General features: G+C 69.4%; 20 protein-coding genes. 15 read left to right on the top strand and 5 right to left on the bottom strand.

The window, feature by feature from the left end:
• Positions 1–166: 166 nt before the first annotated feature.
• Positions 167–457: a hypothetical protein gene (locus ACQP2O_RS01590; RefSeq protein WP_433179348.1), complete on the bottom strand. Its 291-nt coding sequence runs from the start codon at positions 455–457 to the stop codon at positions 167–169.
• 184 nt (positions 458–641) lie between these two features.
• Here ACQP2O_RS01590 and ACQP2O_RS01585 point away from each other — a divergent pair, with 184 nt between their 5' ends.
• The 4 genes from ACQP2O_RS01585 to ACQP2O_RS01570 all read left to right on the top strand — a co-directional run bounded on the left by ACQP2O_RS01585 (position 642) and on the right by ACQP2O_RS01570 (position 4,271).
• Positions 642–1,217, top strand: coding sequence for an RNA polymerase sigma factor (locus ACQP2O_RS01585; RefSeq protein WP_433179347.1), 576 nt, complete (start codon positions 642–644; stop codon positions 1,215–1,217).
• Between the two features lie 40 nt (positions 1,218–1,257).
• A complete protein-coding gene (locus ACQP2O_RS01580; protein ID WP_433179346.1) occupies positions 1,258–1,737 on the top strand; it encodes a peroxiredoxin family protein in 480 nt (159 codons plus the stop codon).
• Between the two features lie 98 nt (positions 1,738–1,835).
• Positions 1,836–3,092, top strand: coding sequence for a hypothetical protein (locus ACQP2O_RS01575; protein WP_433179345.1), 1,257 nt, complete (start codon positions 1,836–1,838; stop codon positions 3,090–3,092).
• 96 nt (positions 3,093–3,188) lie between these two features.
• Positions 3,189–4,271 carry a serine/threonine-protein kinase gene (locus ACQP2O_RS01570; RefSeq protein WP_433179344.1) on the top strand — a complete coding sequence of 361 codons (1,083 nt, stop codon included), beginning with the start codon at positions 3,189–3,191 and terminating at the stop codon, positions 4,269–4,271.
• Positions 4,272–4,344: 73 nt separating this feature from the next.
• Here ACQP2O_RS01570 and ACQP2O_RS01565 read toward each other — a convergent pair whose 3' ends face one another.
• The 3 genes from ACQP2O_RS01565 to ACQP2O_RS01555 all read right to left on the bottom strand — a co-directional run bounded on the left by ACQP2O_RS01565 (position 4,345) and on the right by ACQP2O_RS01555 (position 7,812).
• Positions 4,345–5,607 (bottom strand): NAD(P)/FAD-dependent oxidoreductase, encoded by a 1,263-nt coding sequence (locus tag ACQP2O_RS01565; protein ID WP_433179343.1) that lies wholly within the window; start codon positions 5,605–5,607, stop codon positions 4,345–4,347.
• Between the two features lie 244 nt (positions 5,608–5,851).
• Positions 5,852–7,159, bottom strand: a complete 1,308-nt coding sequence (locus tag ACQP2O_RS01560) for a PucR family transcriptional regulator (protein WP_433179342.1) — start codon at positions 7,157–7,159, stop codon at positions 5,852–5,854.
• A gap of 116 nt (positions 7,160–7,275) precedes the next feature.
• Entirely contained in the window at positions 7,276–7,812 is a 537-nt protein-coding gene (locus ACQP2O_RS01555; RefSeq protein WP_433179341.1) for a helix-turn-helix domain-containing protein, read from the bottom strand.
• 244 nt (positions 7,813–8,056) lie between these two features.
• Here ACQP2O_RS01555 and ACQP2O_RS01550 point away from each other — a divergent pair, with 244 nt between their 5' ends.
• From ACQP2O_RS01550 to ACQP2O_RS01505, 10 genes are all read left to right on the top strand, one after another.
• Positions 8,057–8,362 (top strand): DUF3311 domain-containing protein, encoded by a 306-nt coding sequence (locus ACQP2O_RS01550; protein ID WP_433179340.1) that lies wholly within the window; start codon positions 8,057–8,059, stop codon positions 8,360–8,362.
• Complete coding sequence (locus tag ACQP2O_RS01545) at positions 8,359–9,855, top strand: sodium:solute symporter family protein (protein WP_433179339.1); 1,497 nt, start codon at positions 8,359–8,361, stop codon at positions 9,853–9,855. The genes ACQP2O_RS01550 and ACQP2O_RS01545 overlap by 4 nt, the downstream gene beginning before the upstream one ends.
• 56 nt (positions 9,856–9,911) lie before the next feature.
• Positions 9,912–10,220 carry a TIGR04076 family protein gene (locus ACQP2O_RS01540; protein WP_433179338.1) on the top strand — a complete coding sequence of 103 codons (309 nt, stop codon included), beginning with the start codon at positions 9,912–9,914 and terminating at the stop codon, positions 10,218–10,220.
• A complete protein-coding gene (locus ACQP2O_RS01535) occupies positions 10,217–11,218 on the top strand; it encodes an LLM class flavin-dependent oxidoreductase (RefSeq protein WP_433179337.1) in 1,002 nt (333 codons plus the stop codon). The genes ACQP2O_RS01540 and ACQP2O_RS01535 overlap by 4 nt, the downstream gene beginning before the upstream one ends.
• A 202-nt stretch (positions 11,219–11,420) precedes the next feature.
• A complete protein-coding gene (locus ACQP2O_RS01530; protein ID WP_433179335.1) occupies positions 11,421–11,657 on the top strand; it encodes a hypothetical protein in 237 nt (78 codons plus the stop codon).
• Entirely contained in the window at positions 11,654–13,081 is a 1,428-nt protein-coding gene (locus ACQP2O_RS01525; RefSeq protein ID WP_433179334.1) for a sodium:solute symporter family protein, read from the top strand. The genes ACQP2O_RS01530 and ACQP2O_RS01525 overlap by 4 nt, the downstream gene beginning before the upstream one ends.
• Entirely contained in the window at positions 13,078–14,514 is a 1,437-nt protein-coding gene (locus tag ACQP2O_RS01520) for an amidase (RefSeq protein WP_433179333.1), read from the top strand. The genes ACQP2O_RS01525 and ACQP2O_RS01520 overlap by 4 nt, the downstream gene beginning before the upstream one ends.
• 66 nt (positions 14,515–14,580) lie before the next feature.
• Positions 14,581–15,024 carry a nuclear transport factor 2 family protein gene (locus ACQP2O_RS01515; RefSeq protein WP_433179332.1) on the top strand — a complete coding sequence of 148 codons (444 nt, stop codon included), beginning with the start codon at positions 14,581–14,583 and terminating at the stop codon, positions 15,022–15,024.
• Positions 15,025–15,132: 108 nt separating this feature from the next.
• Positions 15,133–15,477 carry a hypothetical protein gene (locus tag ACQP2O_RS01510; protein ID WP_433179331.1) on the top strand — a complete coding sequence of 115 codons (345 nt, stop codon included), beginning with the start codon at positions 15,133–15,135 and terminating at the stop codon, positions 15,475–15,477.
• Positions 15,478–15,682: 205 nt separating this feature from the next.
• Complete coding sequence (locus ACQP2O_RS01505) at positions 15,683–16,036, top strand: hypothetical protein (protein ID WP_433179330.1); 354 nt, start codon at positions 15,683–15,685, stop codon at positions 16,034–16,036.
• 89 nt (positions 16,037–16,125) lie between these two features.
• Here the strand turns inward: ACQP2O_RS01505 and ACQP2O_RS01500 are convergent, their stop codons facing one another.
• Complete coding sequence (locus ACQP2O_RS01500) at positions 16,126–16,554, bottom strand: hypothetical protein (RefSeq protein ID WP_433179329.1); 429 nt, start codon at positions 16,552–16,554, stop codon at positions 16,126–16,128.
• 352 nt (positions 16,555–16,906) lie between these two features.
• On the opposite strand from ACQP2O_RS01500, the gene ACQP2O_RS01495 reads away from it, so the two are divergent.
• On the top strand, positions 16,907–17,626 hold the full coding sequence (locus ACQP2O_RS01495) for a VC0807 family protein (RefSeq protein ID WP_433179328.1): 720 nt from the start codon (positions 16,907–16,909) through the stop codon (positions 17,624–17,626).
• Positions 17,627–17,656: the final 30 nt, after the last annotated feature.

Below are 17,656 nucleotides of genomic sequence, written 5' to 3'. Positions count from 1 at the left end.
GTGCATGCCGGTGAGCTTGAAGCTCTGCCCGCGGACCCAGATGCGGCCGGAAACCGCCGACTCCGACGATACCTCCGGCCAGGTCAGCCGCAAACCCCCGATTTCCACGGGTGCGGCACGCCGTCTCATCCTCACGAATAAGCGCAGCGGAGCGGCCCTCGGCGCTTCAGGCGTCGGATACGGCCCAGTACTCCGGCGGCGGGTCGGCCAGTTCCGGGTGCTCCCGCCAGTACGAGTCCCCATGAATCTTCGACATCGCCCAGTGCCACGAATGGTCGTGGAAGACGAGCCCGCGGTACGGCGCGTCGCTCGCCTCATAGGGATAGTGCTCCAGAGCCGCCGCCTCCGCCCGGGCCGGCGTGAGACCTCCGTACCGCCGCATCACCCACGCGTAACCGCGACGCTCCGCCCGGAGGCAGGCGAGGTACTCGTCCTCGTTCCAGGCGTCCCAGGCCACGGCTCCACGGTAAACCGCAGCGCCCGAAGGATCCCCGCCTCTGCCGAATCCTTTCGCGGTGTGGGGGCCTCTTATGAGGTGATGGCCATGCTGGGGAAGGAGATGGGTGTGGGTGACGTCGTTCTGCCGGCGGTGCGGCAGGCACTCTTCGGGACCTCGTTCCGGCGACGGCGAGGGCGTGGACGTGGCTGATCGCTCTTGGGTGAACGCGCAGCTCATCAAGGCCGCGCAGGCCGGTGATCGGGAGTCGATCACCGCGGTGCTCTACGGTGCCCATCCTCACGTACGACGTTTCGCGGAGCATCTCTGCGCGTCCTCGCAGGACGCCGAAGACGCGGCGCAGGAAGCGCTGATCATTCTCTACCGGAAGATCGGCTCACTGCGCGCCACCGGGGCACTGACATCGTGGATGTTCCGAATCGTCCGGAACGAGTGCCTGCGCCGCGCTCGAGTGCTGTTCGAGCGCCCTGACGAGGCCGAAGCCGGTCTGGCCACGTCGGCCGAGGACGAGGCCATCCGGCGCCTGGAAGCCGAACTCGTCGCGCAGGCGATCCAGGAGTTGCCGGACGTTCAGCGCAGAGTGTTGATCATGCGGGATGTCCTGGGCTACCCGGGGCGGAGCGTCGCAGAGGCGCTCGGCTTGAGCAACGCCGCGATGAAGTCCCAGCTGCACCGGGCCCGCAACCGGCTCCGGCTCAGCTTGAGCGGCATGACCGGCCCCGCCGATGGCCCGCATGACCCCGGAAACCCCAGCGCCTGACCCGTTCAAACCGCCTTTCCACTTCGAAGGGGAGTTCGCCATGCTCGAAACCGGATCGCCCGCGCCCGACGTACTGCTGGAGGACACCGACGGCCGGGCCGTCCGCTTGTCCGACTATCAGGGCAAGAATGCCGTGCTGATCTATTTCATGCGGTCGACGTCGTGCCCGGTCTGCAACAGGCACGTCCAGGACCTCATCCGGCGCCGCGATGAGTTCGCGGCCGACGGCGTCCGGGTGCTCGTCGCGCTTCCTGCGGACCGTCGAGAAGCGGCCGCGTGGAAGGACAAGCGGCAGGTCCCGTTCCCCGTCCTCGTAGGCCGCCGTGGCACCCCGCACGAGATGATCGGCCTGAGCAGGAAGGTCTTCGGCTCGATGCAGCAGTCGGGCAGCATCCTCATCGATTCGCAGGGCGTCGTCCGGCACGCTCACGGCGCCACCATGCCCACCAGCGGCTACGACAAGAAAGGGATCACTACCGCCATCCAGGGTCTCCGCCGCGTGATCGAGAAGGGCGCCTGAACCAGCCGGATCAGAGCGTACTGTGCCGTCCTGGTACGGAAAGGTCTGTTCCAGGGACCGCACGGACGAAGAGAGCGAACCGGGAGGCGGGTCGGCGCATGAGAGGAAGCGACGCGGAATTCGACACGGGACGGCCGAGCGGGGACACCTCCCGGCGCCAGGTGCTCGCCCTCTCCGGAGGTGCCGTGCTGGCGGCCCTGGGGACGGCGGCCTGCGGCTCGGGCGGGAACAACTCCTCTCCCACCGCGGGCTCCTCCTCCATCCCGGGCAGGGTGAGCGCGCCGCCCGCCTCCGGCGTACTCGCCGCCAACGTCAACCAGGCACTGCAAAAGATCGACTACGCCGAGCTGAAGGCCGTCTCGGGCACCTGGATACGCGGCTTCTATCTGATGTCCCACGCCGACCCGGGGAACCCGGCGACCCAGCCCGGGCTCGCGAAGTTGCTTCAGGCGGCCGCCCACGGCTACGGCACCGTGCTGACCATGAAGTTCCAGTACCAGGACAAGCCGATACCGACACCCGGCAGCCCGGCCATGAAGACCGCCCTGGCCCGGCTGGACAAGGTCCTGGCCGCGACCATGGGCAAGGTCGACATCCTGACCGTCGGCAACGAGCCGTTCTTCGAGACGAGTAAGACGGACCGCGAGACCCCTCGCATCAACGCCTTCTACGAGGCGCTCGCCCTGCACGCCGCCCGCTACCGGCAGGCGCACTTCGGAGCGAACTGCAAGACCGACATCTACATGGGGGCGCTCACCGCCCTGTACCGGCCCGGCGCCGAAACCGCGCAGACGCGGCGCTGGATGACCTTCACCGCCCACACCCCCTCCATCGCGGGCGTGGACATCCACCCGCACGTGCCCAGCCCGGCCGCGGCGCAGAAGTACGTCGACTACGTGCTGCCCTTCCTCCGCGGCGACCAGAAGTTCCTCGCCACCGAGTTCTCCCTGGTGCAGCTCTGGAAGCAGCACATGAGCGACCCGGTGAATCCGGCCTTCGCCCGCAGCCACGCCATCGCGAAGGGGACCCCCGTCTGGCAGGTCATCAAGGACGCCACCCAGCACCCTTTCGACGAGCAGAAGTGGAACGACTTCCTGCTCTCCAACTCGTGGTACGCGGACAACAAGAATTTCCTGACGGACCAGATGGAGCGTTTCCGCAGTACCGGGAAACTCGCCGTGGCCGCCTACGGCATTACCCAGGACGCGGCGATGTCAAAGGACTTCGGCCCGCACAGCACCCCCTGGCTGCTCAACAGCCTGTTCTGCCCGTACGTGTGCAAGCCCGAGCCGGGCGGCCTGCCCGGCCGGAACCGCACCTGGTGCCGCCAGTTCCGCGCCCTACAGCACCACTGAGCCACCTCGGCCGGCGAGAACTCCGGGGCCCTGCGAATTTGACCGGCATCGGCTTCCGCGTCGGGCTGAGCGCTGCCTGAGCGATATCTTCCCGCCATGCCAAGTTCCGCAGAACGGACCATCGCAGGGCGTTACCGGCTGCTGGACTCGCTTGGCCGCGGTGGGATGGGGATCGTCTGGCGCGCCCGCGACGAGTACCTCGAGCGTGACGTCGCGGTGAAGGAGATCCTGCTTCCCGGCAATCTGGATGACGCGACTCGTGCGGGCTTGCTTGAGCGGTTCGTTCGTGAGGCGAGGGCCGCCGCCCACCTCGACCACCCGGCGATCATCAGCGTGTACGACGTGGTCACCGAGGACGACCTGCCGTGGATCGTCATGCGGCTCGTACGTGGCAGGTCACTCGACCAGCTGGTCCGCGAAGACGGCCCGCTCCTCCCTGACCGCGTCGCGGCGATCGGCCTGCAGATGCTCGACGCGCTGGACACCGCCCACGCCGCGGGAATCCTGCACCGGGACGTCACACCGAGGAACGTGTTGGTCGGCGATGACGATCGCATCGTCCTGACCGACTTCGGCATCGCGGCGATGGAGGGTGCGACCGCGCTGACCCAGACCGGGGCGCTGATCGGCTCGCCCGGGTACATAGCGCCGGAACGTCTACGCGGACGCCCGTCCGGCCCCGAGTCGGACCTGTGGTCGCTCGGCGCCGTGCTCTACTTCGCCGTCGAGGGCGAGCCGGCCTACATGGCCGGCGAGATCCCCGCCCTGATCGGCATGGTCCTCACCGAGGAGCCTGAACCGCCGGCCAAGGCCGGCCCCCTCGCGCCGATCCTGAAGGGTCTCCTGATCAAGGATCCGGCCGCGCGGCTGAGCGCCGAGAACGCACGACGGCGGTTGCGAGCGGTGACCGAGGCGAGCGCCGCCGCAGGTCCCGCGCTGGGGGAGCTCACCACGTTGAACCCCGCGTCGCGGCAAGGGCCCGCGGCGTACGAGGCATCGGAGAAGCCTCACGAACCGGTACCGGTTCAAGCCGCACACTCGGGCCGCCCGGCTCCCGAGGGTCCCTACCGGGCGGCACCCGCGCCGAACGCTGCGGGACCGTTCATCCCCTCTCCCCCCGCGTTCGTCCCGGGCACGCGCCTGCGGCCTCATCGGTGGGTTGCGCTCGGCGCTCGGTGACGTCCTTTCGCCGAGACTCGCAGGAGCCGACGAAGAGACTCGGCGATGGGGCGACGACGGTGTTCCGGCGGGCTCAGCGGAGCGGATGAAGAGGTGTCAGTTCGGGGGCCGGACGGCCCGTCGTCATGGCCTCGGCCAGCAGCCGTCCGGTCAGCGGTCCGAGGGCGATCCCCCACATCGTGTGGCCGCCGCAGACGAAGACGCGCGGTGACCTGGTCGGGCCGACCAGCGGAAGCCCGTCCGTGCTGCAAGGGCGGGAACCGACCCACTCGTCGGTGCGGGCGTCCCAGTCGACGTCGCGCAGCATCGGCCGGGCGGCGGCGATGACGGCCCGGACCCGGCGCGGGTCCAACGGCCGGTCGGGGGCAGTGAATTCCATCATCCCGGAGACGCGGACGCGTCCGTCGCCCAGCGGTGTGCAGACGACGTGCTGCCCGGGGAAGTAGGTCGGGCCGGACGGCAGCAGGCGGCCGGAGACGCTGAAGCTGTAGCCGCGGCCGGCCTGGACCGGAGTCCGTACGCCGAAGGCGCGGGCCAGCGGGGTGAGCCAGGCGCCGGCGGCCAGCACCACGGCGTCGGCGCGCAGGGTCGTACCCGCGGCGGTGGCGACCACCGCGGCGTCGCCGGTGTCCCGCACGGACCGTACCGGGGAGTCCTCGACGATCCGGCCGCCGCGGGCCCGTACCGAGTCGGCGAGGGCGGCGATGAAGGCGGGCGGGTCGATGTAGCGCTGGCCGTGCAGGAGCAGGCCGGGACCGACCGCGTCCGACAGCGCGGGTTCGGCGTCGCGCACCTGGGTGCCGGTCAGCGGCTCATAGTCGACGTCCTGGCCGGCGGCGCGGACCCGCTCCAGTTCGTCGACGAACGCCTGCCGCTCCGTCGCCGTACGGCAGACGATCAGGAAGCGGTCGGAGGAGACGGTCGGCTCTTTGACACCTCCATCGCCCAGCGCGTCGTACGCGTCGAGCGCCCGCCGGTTGAGCGGAGCGAGCGCGCTCATCGACACCCGCCACCTGCGGTCCGTGCAGTTTCCGGCGAGCGCCGCGAGGAACCGGCCGAGCCCCGGATCCGCGCGCGGCGGGACGTACAACGGCGACGCCGGCGACAGCAGTTCGCGCAGTCCGGTACGGAGCATGGCGGGCGCGGGGAGCGGCACGGCCAGCGACGGCGACAGCCAGCCGGCGTTGCCCCAGGAGGCCCCCGCGGCGACGCGCCGCCGCTCCACGACGGTGACCTCGACGCCGCGCTCCTGGAGGAACCAGGCCGTCGCGAGGCCGGCCATGCCGGCGCCGACGACGAGCGCGCTCTGCGGGGGACGGGACGCATCGGTACGCATGCCGCTCAGCATGGGCCGAGCCCGACGGCCGGTGCACTGTACGCACGGCCACAGTCCGGCGACCGGGGTTTGTAGCGAGGGACAAAGAGTCGGAGCGGCCGCGTAAAGCGGGTCAGTCGGCGAAGGAGCGAAGCGGCGGGGATCCGTATGAGGGCGGGTCAGCCGGCGAAGGGGCGGCGAGGATCCGCGTAAGGCAGGTCAGGCGACGAAGAGGCGAAGCGGCTGGGATCCGTGTAAAGACGGGTCAGTCGGTGCAGGAGCGCAGCGCCCGCAATCGGAGTTGCAGCCGCAGTTGGAACTTGGTGTCGGTGTCGGCGAGGTCGATGTCCGCCACGTCGCACGCGCGGCGCAGCCGGTACCGCAGCGTGTTCGGGTGGATGTGCAGTTCGGTCGCTGCCGCGCGGATGTCCTCGCCGCAGGCCAGGTACCGGTCCAGGCTCTCCAGCAGCGCACTGCCCTTGCGCCGGTCGTGCGCGGTGAGCACGGTGATCGCACCGAGCGGGTCGTACCCCGCGGTGTCCGCGAAGTCGATCGCCCGCATGAGGAGCACGTCCAGGTAGACGTCCCGCAGGTGCGCCACGGTGCCCGTACGGCCCTGCCGGTGCAGGAGCCGCAGCACCGTCTCCGCGTCGGCGCGGGAGCGCGCGAGGTCGGGTGGCCCGGGAACGGTGGGGCCGACGCCGACCGACAGCCGGTCGCCGTGCTCGGTGCGCGCCTGGAACTCCCGGGCGATCCGCAGCGGCACCTCATCGTCGGTCGCGGGCACCACCGCGTACGCGGTGTCGTCGATGGTCGCGCAGATCCCGCGGTGGCGCAGCGCCGACAGGTGCGCGTCCAGGAGCGACTGCGTACGACGTAGCAGGCCGCCGCCGTACGCACTCGCGGCGTCATTCGCACTCGCGGCGTCATTCGCGCTCGTGGCGCCGTTCGCGCTCGTGGCATCGTTCGCGCTCGTGGCGTACGCGCTCGTGGCACCGTGCGCGTTCATGCCGGCGTCGGCGGGCGGGGTGACCGTGATGGCGAGGACGGCGAGCGGTCCCGGTGTCAGGTCCAGGCGCTCGGCGGCGTCGGCGGCGTCGAATCCGCCGCCGAGCAGGGTCCGGACCGCGTCGGCGCGCCGCATCGCGTCGGCCTGGCGCGCCGCCTGGCGGCGGAGCAGGTACGGCGCGACGAGCGCGGCGGAGTCCATGAGGGCCTTTTCCTGTGCCGGCTCGAGCGGATCGGCGGTCATCGCCCAGATCGAGCCGATCAGTTCGCCGTCCACCCGGACGGGCGCCACGATCCGGGGCAGCAGGCCGAGCTCGGTCAGGTGCGCGACGAACAGCCCGGTCGCGGTCGCCAGCGTCTCGTCGAGGTGCCGGGTGTGCATGGCGTCGATGTGGAGCTGTGGCACGCGCATGCCCAGGATCGTGGCGACGCGGGCGTCGTCGGAGCCCTCTTGGCCGGGAGAGTAGGCGACGACCTCGGAGTCGGTGTCCTCGATGGTGACCGGAGCGCCGACCGTACTCGCGATCGTCCCGGCGATCGCCCAGAGATCCTCGCTGTCCACCATCAGGTCATTGTCCGATTACGCGCCGTTTCAGAGGTTCCTCGAATGTTACGGCGAGGTCACGGTGCGGGTCACGTCGTTCGCGCCGACGAATTCGGCCCATCGCCCGCTCTCCGTGTCTATGGAGACGGCGGGGTGACCGAGACGATGTACTCCACCTGATCGCCGGACGGGTTGACGTATCGATGCGGCCGGCGCGAGTCGAAGGTGATCGATTCCCCGGCGGCGACGTGGTGCGTCACCTTGGCGATCTCCACGGTCAGCGTTCCCGCGATGACGTACGCGCACTCGACCGAAGAATGCGCCCAGGGCTCCTCGCTGGTCGCCGCGCCGGGAGGAAGCACCGCGCGCAGCACCTCGAGTTGCCCGTTGCCCGGAGTCAGGCGCTCGTACCGGACCAGCCCTCGCGGTCCGCTGAGAGTCGAGCGTTCCCCCGGTCGGCTCACCCAGACGGAAGGGGCCGCGGCGTCGTCGAACAGCGATGCCACCGATTCGCCGAACACGCCGGCGAGGCGGCGGAGCGTGGCCAGGCTGGGCTCGGTCACACCGCGCTCCACCTGGCTGAGCAATGTCGGCGAGAGTCCCGTCTCTGCGGCGAGGGCCCGCAGGCTCAGTCCCCGCTTCGTTCGAAGCTCTCGCAGTTGCGTGCCGATCATGGTCCTCCGTACAGCCTGGCTACACAATAGGCCGAATCGGGCGGCTCCTCCACGTCCGGCGCGCAACGGGCCGATGTCATGGACATTCACACTGGTCACGCCGACAGCTCCGGAAAACAAGGCGTCGACCTCCACCCCTTGACGAGCGCTGCCCATGTGTTTAGTTTCACAGCACGCCGTCCAGGCAGACTGCACAGTGTCGTGACGTCATCAGCCCGGCGCCGCCCCCTTTCGGGAGAGAACCATGACATCTGCCCAGAGACGCGAACGACCGCCCACTGCTGGATCCCGCGCTTATCGCTGGCTGCTCGTCCTGCCGTTCATCTGGCAGGTCGCCCTCGTTCCCATGGTCAACGACGTGTCGTTCGCACCCTTCAACGTGCCGTTCCCCATGCTCTGGCAGATGCTCGGCGTCATCGCGACGACGGCCGTCGTCGGCCTGGTCTTCCGCTTGGACCGCCGGTCGGGCGTGGATGCGGAGGAACGCGAGTTCATCGCGTCGACGCAGCCGGCCGTCCGATCGCCGCACGCGGACGGTGACGCGTCATGACGCTCGTACTCGCCCTCATCATCGTCCTGGGCACCGCCGTCGGCGCCATCGGCTTCGGGCGGCGCTCGAACACCCCCAAGACCATGTCCGGCTGGGCCGTGGGCGGACGTCGCTTCGGCACCGTGCTCTTCTGGTTCATGAATGCCGGAGAGGTCTACACGACCTTCGCCGTTCTCGGTATCTCCGGATACGCGTGGGCGCTGGGCGCCCCGGCGTACCTCGCCTTCACCTCCGTCTCGCTGAGCTACGCCATCGGCTACCTGCTCATGCCGAAGATCTGGCGGGCCGGGCGCAAGCACGGACTGATCACCCAGGCCGACTTCTTCGCCGCTCGCTACGACGCCCCCTGGCTCGGTGCGGTGACGGCCGTGGTCGGCATCGCGGCGCTCATCGTCTACGTGCAGATCCAGCTGGTGAGTCTCAGCCTGATCGTACGGCTGACCCTCGGCGGCTCCGTGTCGCCGAACGCCGCGGTCGTGATCGGCGCCGTGCTGATGCTGGCCTTCGTGTTCCTGGCCGGACTGCGCTCCGCGGCCTTCTCCGCAGGCGTCAAGGACATCCTGATGATCGTCCTCGTGGTCCTGCTGACCGTCACCGTGGCGGGCAAGGTCGGCGCGTCGTCCTTCCTCGACATCTTCCACCTCGTCGAGCAGCGGCATCCCGGCATCGGCAGGTTCCCCGGCCTCGACCCGCATTCCCCGACCACGTCGACATGGCTCATGACCTCGGCCCTGAACGTGGCGCTGGGCAACTGGGTGTTCCCCCACCTCTTCCAGGTGTCCTACTCGGCGGCGTCCGGCACGTCGATCCGGCGCAACGCCATCTGGCAGCCGCTGTACTCACTCGCGTACTTCTTCATCATCCTGCTCGGGTTCGCGGCGCTGGTCGCCGGAACGAAACCGGAGGGCGGGAACCTCAACGGGGCACTGCTGCAGTTCGTCTCGGACAAGTACCCCGCCTGGGTGGTCGGGCTCCTCGCCGGGACCGGCTTCCTGCTCGCGCTCGCACCGGGTTCCGTCCTGCTGCTCACCTCCGGATCGCTGTTCGCGCGCAACGTCGTCGGCCTGGCGAGACGTGAGCTGTCCGACCGCGCCGCACTGCTCATCTCCCGGCTCTCCATGGTCGCCTTCGCCGGGCTCGCGGTCTGGCTGACGATCGGTCAGAGCAAGTCGCTCGTCGACATCCTGCTGTACGCCTACTCGGCCATCGGCATGCTCGCGCCCGGTGTGTTCCTCGCCTTCCTGTGGCGCAGGACGTCCGCGATCGGGGTGCTCGCCGGCATTGTGGCCGGATTCACCGCGCTGCTCGCTCCGTTCGCCAAGCACTACTGGGCGGCGCACCTGCCGGAGTGGGAACCCGGCCTGATCGCCATGGTCATCAACGCGGTGGTGGTCCTGGTCGTGAGCCTCGCGACGCCGAAGCCGAAGGCCGACGCCGCAGGCGTGGGCCTCGACCTGTCGGCACGGCACGTGACAGTAGCGGAGAAGGTATGACCGGCCCGGCGACCCCACCCGAGAGAAACACGAGTCCCCCGACGTCCGAGGCTCCGGTGACGGAGCTGTACGACCTGCGCGTCACCGTGGACCGCATCGAGGGCAGGTCCGTCTGCGGGATGGCGGTCGGAGACTACTTCGAACTCGTTGACAGCGCGCACCTGCGGATCCCCGAGGGACGGCATTTCTGCGTCTACGCACTGCAGGCGGTGCTGCCGTTGCTGCCTGCCAAGCAGCGTGCCCTGCCCAGCGGTGACTGGCTGGAACGGGACACGCTCGTGTGCTGCCCGGATCCCGAAGAAAGACTGATCATGCGGATCGACCGCATCGGAACATGCCGGCTGAACACGGAGGATGTGACGTGACGCGGGTCGAGATCGGCCTGGGCCTGCAGAGCGACAAGCGACCCGGCGACTACGCCCGGCTCGCCGCGCTGGCCGAGAATCTCGGCTTCGACGTACTGTCGGTCTTCGGCGATCTCATGTTCCAGCCACCGATCTTTCCGCTGCTCGAGATGGCCCGTGCGACCCGGCGGCTCCGCCTCGGTGCCGCGTGCTGGAACCCGTACTCGATGCATCCCTACGAGATCGCCGGCCAGGTCGCGGCCCTGGACCTGGCCTCGTCCGGCCGGGCCTACCTCGGACTGGCCCGCGGCACCTGGCTGGGCGACATCGGTATCGGTCAGCCTCGCCCGCTGGCTCATCTGCGGGACTCCGCCGGGCTGATCCGCGCACTGCTCTCCGGAACGCGGGACGGCTACCAGGGCGAGGTCTTCCAGCTCGCCCCGGAAGCGCACTTGCGTTATGTCCCCTTCCGTCCCGAGGTCCCGCTGCTGATCGGGACCTGGGGTGCGCAGACCGCCGCGCTGGCCGGCCGGATCGCCCACGAAGTAAAGATCGGAGGAACCGCCAATCCCGCGATGATCGACGTGATGCGCCACCGCATCGGCGCAGGGCCGGTCTCGGCGGACCAGGTGGGCATCGTGGTCGGAGCGGTGACGGTCGTCGACGAGGACGGCGCGCGCGCCAGGTCCCTGGCGCGCATCGAGGTCGCCATGTACCTCGCCGTGGTGGCCGAACTCGATCCCACCATCGAGGTGCCCACCGACCTGCTCGCCCGGGTGAAGGAACGGCTCGCTCAAGGAGACCGCAGCGGTGCGGGCGCGCTCATCCCCGGTGACCTGCTGGACCTGTTCGCGTTCTCCGGAACCCCCGAGTATGTGGCGACTCAGGCCCAGCGGCTCATCGACGCCGGTGCGAGCCGCGTCGAATTCGGCACGCCGCACGGACTGAGCGCCGACCACGGCATCGACCTGCTCGGAAAGCGCGTCCTTCCCCTGCTCGACCTCGAACCGTCCTGGTGAGCGCCGCGACGACGCAGGACCCTGGGCCGACGGCCAGGCCATGTTGTTCGCGCCGACGAATTCGGCCCGTCGTTTGTTGGACCGTCACGACGAGGCGGCGGAGCGTCACGGCGGGTTCAATGCGGCGGAAGGGCGTCTCCCACGGATCCCCGTCCGGACGACGTTCTCGGGACACGCCCAGCCCCCTCCCGAAGGAGTCGCGATGGATCCCGGTCGCACGCCACGGTCCCGGCACGGACTGCTCGTCCTCCTCCCACTCGTTCCGACGCTGGCGCTGCTCAGCGCGGTCTGGCTGCCCTTCGTCAACACGCCGCGGCTGTGGCTGGGCATGCCGCGCCTGTTCGTCTGGTGCAGCGCGTGGGTGCTGCTGATCACTCCGGCGCTCGCGGTGGTCGAGTGGGGGCGCCCGCACGCCGATGACCCGGAGGAACGGTCATGACCAGTACGCTCGCCGTCACCGTCGCGGGCCTCTGCCTGCTCGCCGCCCTGGGCTTCCTCGGCCGCCGCGGCCGTACGATCGACCTCGCCGAATGGACGGTGGGCGGCCGGAACTTCGGCGGCTTCACCATGTGGTTCCTGCAGGCCGGAGAGTCCTTCACCACCTTCACGTTCCTCGGCGTCGCCGGGGCCGCCTTCGCCACCGGCGCCGCCGCGACGTACGCGATCCTCTACATCCCGCTCGCGTTCATCGGCCAGTACTTCTTCGCGCCCGTCCTGTGGCGGCTCGGCCGCCGGCACGGGTACCTGACGCAGGCGGACTTCTTCGCCGAGCGCTACTCGAGCCCGATGTTCGGCCGCATCGTCGCGGTGCTCGGGCTCGTCTTCCTGCTGCCGTACCTCCAGCTCCAGCTCACCGGCCTCGGCCTGGCGGTGCGCCTGGTGACGGGCAGCACGTCCTCGGCGAACCTCAGCATGGTGATCGCCACCGTCCTGATGGTCGCCTTCGTGCTGTGGTCGGGCATCCGCGGCATCGCCAACACCGCCTACCTGAAGGACCTGCTGATGATCGGGGCGCTGGCGGTCCTCGTCATCGCCGTCCCGGTGCATTACGCGGGCGGCGTCGGAAGCATGTTCCACAAGATCCAGGCGCACAACGCGCAGCTGCTCACCGTGCACTCCGGTGCGTACGACCGCACCTGGTGGCTGACCAGCGTGCTGATCTCGACGATCGCGGCGGTCTTCCTCACCTCGCCCCACCACTGGGCGCCGATGCTGTCCGCCCGCGGCCCGCGCGTCATCCGCCGGAACGCGGTCTTCCTGCCGCTGTACCAGATCGCGATCATCCTGCCGGTCATCGTCGGCTTCGCCGGCCTGCTGGTGCTGTCGCCGAAGACCAAGAGCAACGGGGTGCTCCTCACCCTCGCCGACGGCGCCCTGCCCGGCTGGGCGACCGGTCTGATCGTCCTCGCGGCGGCGAGCTCGGCGATCGTCCCGGCCGCCGCGATGTGCGTCGCGCTGTCGTCGCTGGTGGCGAACAACCTCGTACGGCTCCGCACCGAACGCGCCAAGATCCTGCTCAACCACACGGTGGTGGTCCTGGCGGCCGGCGTCGCGCTGGTCCTCGGCATCTCGCGCCCGGACCTGCTCGCCAACCTGCAGTTGCTCACCGTCAGCGGCTTCGCCCAGCTGATCCCGGCCATGATCGCGGCCGTCGGCCGGCGGCGGCTCCTCTCCCTGCCCGCGGCGCTGCTCGGCCTGGCGGCGGGCGAGACACTGGTCGTGTGGGCGACGCTCACCGACACCGACCTCGCGCACATCAACGCCGGGATCGCCGGGCTGGCGGTGAACGTCGCGGTCGCGGCCGTGGCCGAGCTCGCCGTCCGCGCCGTCGCCCGCCCGATGATCGTTGAGGAGAGTCAGTGACCGAGCTGCACTACCTGACCGCGCTGGAGCTCCGGCGGTTGCTCGACCGCCGGGAGGTCTCCGCCCGCGAGGTCGTCACCGCGCACCTCGAGCGGATCGAGCGGGTGAACCCGGCCGTCAACGCGATCGTGACGCTGGTCGCCGACCGGGCGCTGGACGACGCCGCGGCGGCCGACGCGCGGACGGCCGCCGGCGAGCAGACCGGACCGCTGCACGGCCTGCCCGTGGCGCACAAGGACATCCACGAGACCGCGGGCATCCGGACGACGTACGGCTCGCCGCTGCGCGCGGACCACGTGCCCGAACGGGACGACCTCGTGGTCGAGCGGATCCGCGCGGCCGGCGCGATCACCATCGGCAAGACGAACGTGCCTGAGTTCGCGGCCGGTTCGCACACCTTCAACCCGCTGTTCGGGGCCACCCGCAACCCGTACGACCTGGGCAGGTCGGCGGGCGGCAGCAGCGGAGGGGCGGCCGCGGCGCTCGCCGCCGGCATGCACCCGCTGTGCGACGGCAGCGACACCGGCGGATCGCTGCGCAACCCGGCGTCGTTCAACAACGTCGTGGGCTTCCGGCCATCGCCGGGACGCGTGCCGAACTGGCCCGCCCCCATGAGCTGGACGACGATGAACGTCAAAGGCCCGATGGCCCGTACGGTGGCCGACGCAGCGCTCCTGCTGTCGGCGATCGCCGGCCCGGACCCGCGCTCACCCATGGCCTTGGAGGTCCCGGGCGCCCGCTTCGCCATGCCCCTCGACCGCGACCTGCGCGGCCTGCGCGTCGCCTGGTCACCCGACCTCGGCGGTACGGTGCCGGTCGAGCCGGAGGTGGCCCAGGTCGTCGAGGCGGCGGCGAAGACGTTCGCCGCCGTGGGTTGCGTCGTCGAGCGCGCCTGCCCGGACTTCTCGGGCGCGGAAGAGGTCTTCCGCACTCTGCGGGCGTGGCAGTTCGAGGTGATGTTCGGCCCCATCCTGGACACCCGGCCGGAGGCGCTGAAGGACAGCATCCGCTGGAACGCCCAGGTCGGCCGCGCCCTCAGCGGCCCCGACGTGGCCCGTGCCGAGGTCCTGCACACCGAGCTGTTCCACCGCACGCGCGTGTTCTTCGAGGCGTACGACATCCTGCTGCTCCCGGTCAGCCAGGTCGCGCCGTTCCCCATCGACCTCGAATACCCGACCGAGATCGCCGGCGTACGGATGGAGACGTACCTCGACTGGATGCGCTCGGCCTACTTCGTCAGCGCCACCGGCTCGCCGGCCCTGTCCGTGCCGGGCGGCTTCACCCCCGGCGGCCTCCCGGTCGGCGTACAGATCGTCGGCCCACACCGCGCCGACTTCGCCGTCCTCCAGGCCGGACACGCCTTCGAACAGGAGACCCGACACGGCCTCCGCCGCCCGCCTCTCACCGAGCGTGGCGGGCGTTCCGGATCTTGAATAGTCGCTCGGGATGAGGGCGGAAAGCCGCCAGCCGCTACGCCGACGCCCGTCTACGGTCGCGGTATGTCTCAGCAGAGCCGCGCCATCGTCCAGGATGCGTGGAAGGCGTTCGCCAGTCACGACGCCGACCGAATCGCCGCGGTCTTCACCGAGGACGCCGAGTGGCTCGCGCCACCGGGGAACGCTACCGCCGTCGCGCTGGGAGGTCCCAGCCATCTGGTCGGCAGGAAGGAGATCGTGCGGTTCCTCGCCGAAGACTTCCTCCGTTTCTTCGTGCGAGACGTCACCGTCACCTTCCACGGGATCTATGCCGACGGCGAGCGAGTGATCGTGGAGGAGACCATGACGGCGACGCTGGCCAACGGCAACCACTACGCCAACGACTACTGCTTCGTCTTCGAACTCCGGGACGGTCTGATCCACCGGGTCCGCGAGTACATGGACACGGCGCGCGGACACCGCATGGTCTTCGGCGAGGCTGAGGCTCGGTACGACGGGTCGGCCTGAAGGCGTCTAAGTTCATGGCCTTCGGTAGCACCCTGGCTACTGAATCGGGTTAGCCTGCCATTCTGTATTCGCCGGCCGCTACCGATCAGCCGGGGGCAAGGAGCACAGATGGGCGGGAGCGATCCGCACATTCACGTTCAACTGAACGTGATCCACGCCGACGCGGCCGTCCGCCACATGATGGCGTCCACCTTCGGCCTCGCCGGCGACCTACCCAGCGTCGTCACCACCGGATGCGAGCAGAAGGTGCCGTACGCGATGACCTCTCCACGCCCGGAGAGCGTCACCTGTCTGCCCTGCCGCGAACACGCGCACCGACAGCACCTCCGCTTCGCCGAAGAGATCGAGCGTCTGGGCAGCATGCCGGGAGCGACCATCACCAGCGGCCAGGCCGCCCTGGCCGCAGAACGGCACCGCGAGCTCGCGAAGAGGTTCGCCGACACAGATCACTGACCTTGGAACCGGCCGGAGAGCCGACGACACGGCCCTGTTTTCGCAGTACGCAGGATGACGCCATAGGCTTCGGCCCGGCCAGTGAGGCGAGGTGAGCAGCGTGAAAGAGCGGTTGCGGAAGCTGTACGCGAACGGGCGGGAGTTCGTATGGACGGGCCAGATCTGTCACGTGGCCGGTGAACGCGACTGCCACAGGTGCATTCGCGTGCGCGTCTGGGGCGCTGGGAAGAACAGCCGTGCGCTCCAGGCGGACCTGTTGTCAAAGGCGGTCTTGCCGTGGGGGTGCGCGACCGATTCCAGCTATCCGACCCCGAAGGACGTGCGTACGGTCATCGACTATGCCTTGGCGCACGGTTGGGATCCGCAGCTCATCGGTGGAACATTCTTCCTGAGCGAGAGTGAGCACGCCTCCGCGTTCGAACTGGCCGACTTCCTGCTCACCGATCGCCTTCAGGACGAAGGCGCGCCGGACCCGACCACGCGGGTGTTCCGCGCCTTCGACGAAAACCCGATACCGCTGGTCCCGGCTCCGCCGGTGCAGCCCTCGCCCGAAGACTGACCGCCATAGCGCTCCTGCCAGGTCATCCCGTCCGCCGGGGACTCGGCCCGGCCGCGTCGCTCAGTGACGCTGGTGACCCGTCCGATGTGTCAGGCAAGCTCCGTACGGGCTACGTCGAGGAAGTTGGTTTTAGGTCCTTCTAGGTAGTCCCACATTGATACGTCGGCCGGTTCTTCCCATAGGACATCATTGGTCGCCTTGACGTATCGGCGTGCCTGCTCGTGGAGCGTCGGCGTGAACAGGATATGGATGACGCGTTCGCAGGCCCAGAGATCGTCCATGACGTTCTTGGCAGCCGTCACCCACTCGGAGCTGCCGTCACGGTCCTCAGCCAAGCGCTCTGCTCGCTGGGAGATCTGGATGAATTGGCGCAGGAGGTCCAGTTGCTCCGCTCGGCGCGCCTCGGCCAGCGCTTTCGTCTGCCGCTTGTCCTCATTGCGGTTGGCCTGCCGTTGGGTGGTGAGCTGGGTCAGATAGGACAGGCCTCCGCCCAGTACGACCCCGATCATGGATGCCACTGACACCCACATCTGTGCCTGCATATCGGATATCTATCAGGAATCACCTGACACCGGCTCCCACGAACGGCACCCGGTGAACGGCGGCAAGGTGTGCCTGCGCGATGACCCGAGCAGATGAGCGGCCAGCCGACACGGCGGCAGCAGGGATGACCCGGGTGACCGGATCGGGAAGGCGACCGACCCGAGGGGATCGGATCGGGAAGGCGACCGACCTGAGGGGATCGGCATCGATGACTGTGCCGGGGCGGTGACATTCGTACTGATCGACCGTGGATCGATGGATCTGCCGGGTGACCCTGCGTTCCAGCGAAGCTTGCATCACTGAAGCAAGCCGAGCGAAGGAACGTAAATGGCGCAGATCACCTCCCCCGTCACGGCCGGCCGGTCCGGTGAGAAGGACGCCGCCCCGGAGTCGCGCCCGCAGTCCAACGGCGGGGAGTTGCTGGGCAACCTCAAGCCGCTGGTCGTGGACGTCGCTCTCCCGGTGGGTTCGTACTACCTGCTGCACAAGGGCCTGGGCGTCGATCTGGTCACCTCGCTCGCGCTCAGCAGCGTCGTCCCGGCGGTGCGCACGATCGCCGACGCCGTTCGCCACCGGACCTTCAACGGGCTGGCGGGCCTGATGCTGCTCGTCAACGTGGCCGGGATCGCGCTCAGCTTCGTCACCGGTGATGCCCGCCTGATGGTGGCCAAGGATTCGGGTGTCAGCAGCGTGATCGGCCTGAGCATCATCGTGATGGCTCTGCGCGGCCGGTTCTTGATGTCGGCCGGTCTCAAGCCCTTCATGACCAAGGGGGACGCAGCGAAGATCGCCGCGTGGGACCGGTTGTCCGCCGAATCGGCGGTGTTCGGCCGGCTCGAGCGCCGCTTCAGCCTCGTCTGGGGCGGTGCCCTGCTGGGCGAATGCGTCGCCCGTCTGATCGGTGCTTTCACCCTGCCCATCGCCACGATGGCCTGGCTGTCCAGCGTGATACTGATCGCCGCGATCGCCGTCGGTATCGCCGTCGGCGCGGTCGCCACCCGGCCGATCGAGAAGATGATCGAGGCCGAGGCCGAGGCCGTCGCCTGACCCGCCGATCCCACGAGATGCGGATCATTG

Origin of the sequence: Actinoallomurus sp. CA-150999 (assembly GCF_050942425.1) — a bacterium.
GTDB lineage: Bacteria > Actinomycetota > Actinomycetes > Streptosporangiales > Streptosporangiaceae > Actinoallomurus.
The sequence above is the reverse complement of the archived record's forward strand: the minus strand, read 5'-3'. Positions and strand labels throughout refer to the sequence as shown.

What these genes read in the sequence shown, in the direction of transcription:
- ACQP2O_RS01570 (WP_433179344.1), top strand. Translation starts at nt 3,189, where the DNA reads ATGCCAAGTTCCGCAGAACGGACCATCGCAGGGCGTTACCGGCTGCTG.
- ACQP2O_RS01510 (WP_433179331.1), top strand. Translation starts at nt 15,133, where the DNA reads ATGGGCGGGAGCGATCCGCACATTCACGTTCAACTGAACGTGATCCAC.
- ACQP2O_RS01555 (WP_433179341.1), bottom strand. Translation starts at nt 7,812, where the DNA reads ATGATCGGCACGCAACTGCGAGAGCTTCGAACGAAGCGGGGACTGAGC.
- ACQP2O_RS01495 (WP_433179328.1), top strand. Translation starts at nt 16,907, where the DNA reads ATGGCGCAGATCACCTCCCCCGTCACGGCCGGCCGGTCCGGTGAGAAG.
- ACQP2O_RS01560 (WP_433179342.1), bottom strand. Translation starts at nt 7,159, where the DNA reads ATGGTGGACAGCGAGGATCTCTGGGCGATCGCCGGGACGATCGCGAGT.
- ACQP2O_RS01550 (WP_433179340.1), top strand. Translation starts at nt 8,057, where the DNA reads ATGACATCTGCCCAGAGACGCGAACGACCGCCCACTGCTGGATCCCGC.
- ACQP2O_RS01580 (WP_433179346.1), top strand. Translation starts at nt 1,258, where the DNA reads ATGCTCGAAACCGGATCGCCCGCGCCCGACGTACTGCTGGAGGACACC.
- ACQP2O_RS01515 (WP_433179332.1), top strand. Translation starts at nt 14,581, where the DNA reads ATGTCTCAGCAGAGCCGCGCCATCGTCCAGGATGCGTGGAAGGCGTTC.
- ACQP2O_RS01525 (WP_433179334.1), top strand. Translation starts at nt 11,654, where the DNA reads ATGACCAGTACGCTCGCCGTCACCGTCGCGGGCCTCTGCCTGCTCGCC.
- ACQP2O_RS01545 (WP_433179339.1), top strand. Translation starts at nt 8,359, where the DNA reads ATGACGCTCGTACTCGCCCTCATCATCGTCCTGGGCACCGCCGTCGGC.
- ACQP2O_RS01565 (WP_433179343.1), bottom strand. Translation starts at nt 5,607, where the DNA reads ATGCGTACCGATGCGTCCCGTCCCCCGCAGAGCGCGCTCGTCGTCGGC.
- ACQP2O_RS01530 (WP_433179335.1), top strand. Translation starts at nt 11,421, where the DNA reads ATGGATCCCGGTCGCACGCCACGGTCCCGGCACGGACTGCTCGTCCTC.
- ACQP2O_RS01575 (WP_433179345.1), top strand. Translation starts at nt 1,836, where the DNA reads ATGAGAGGAAGCGACGCGGAATTCGACACGGGACGGCCGAGCGGGGAC.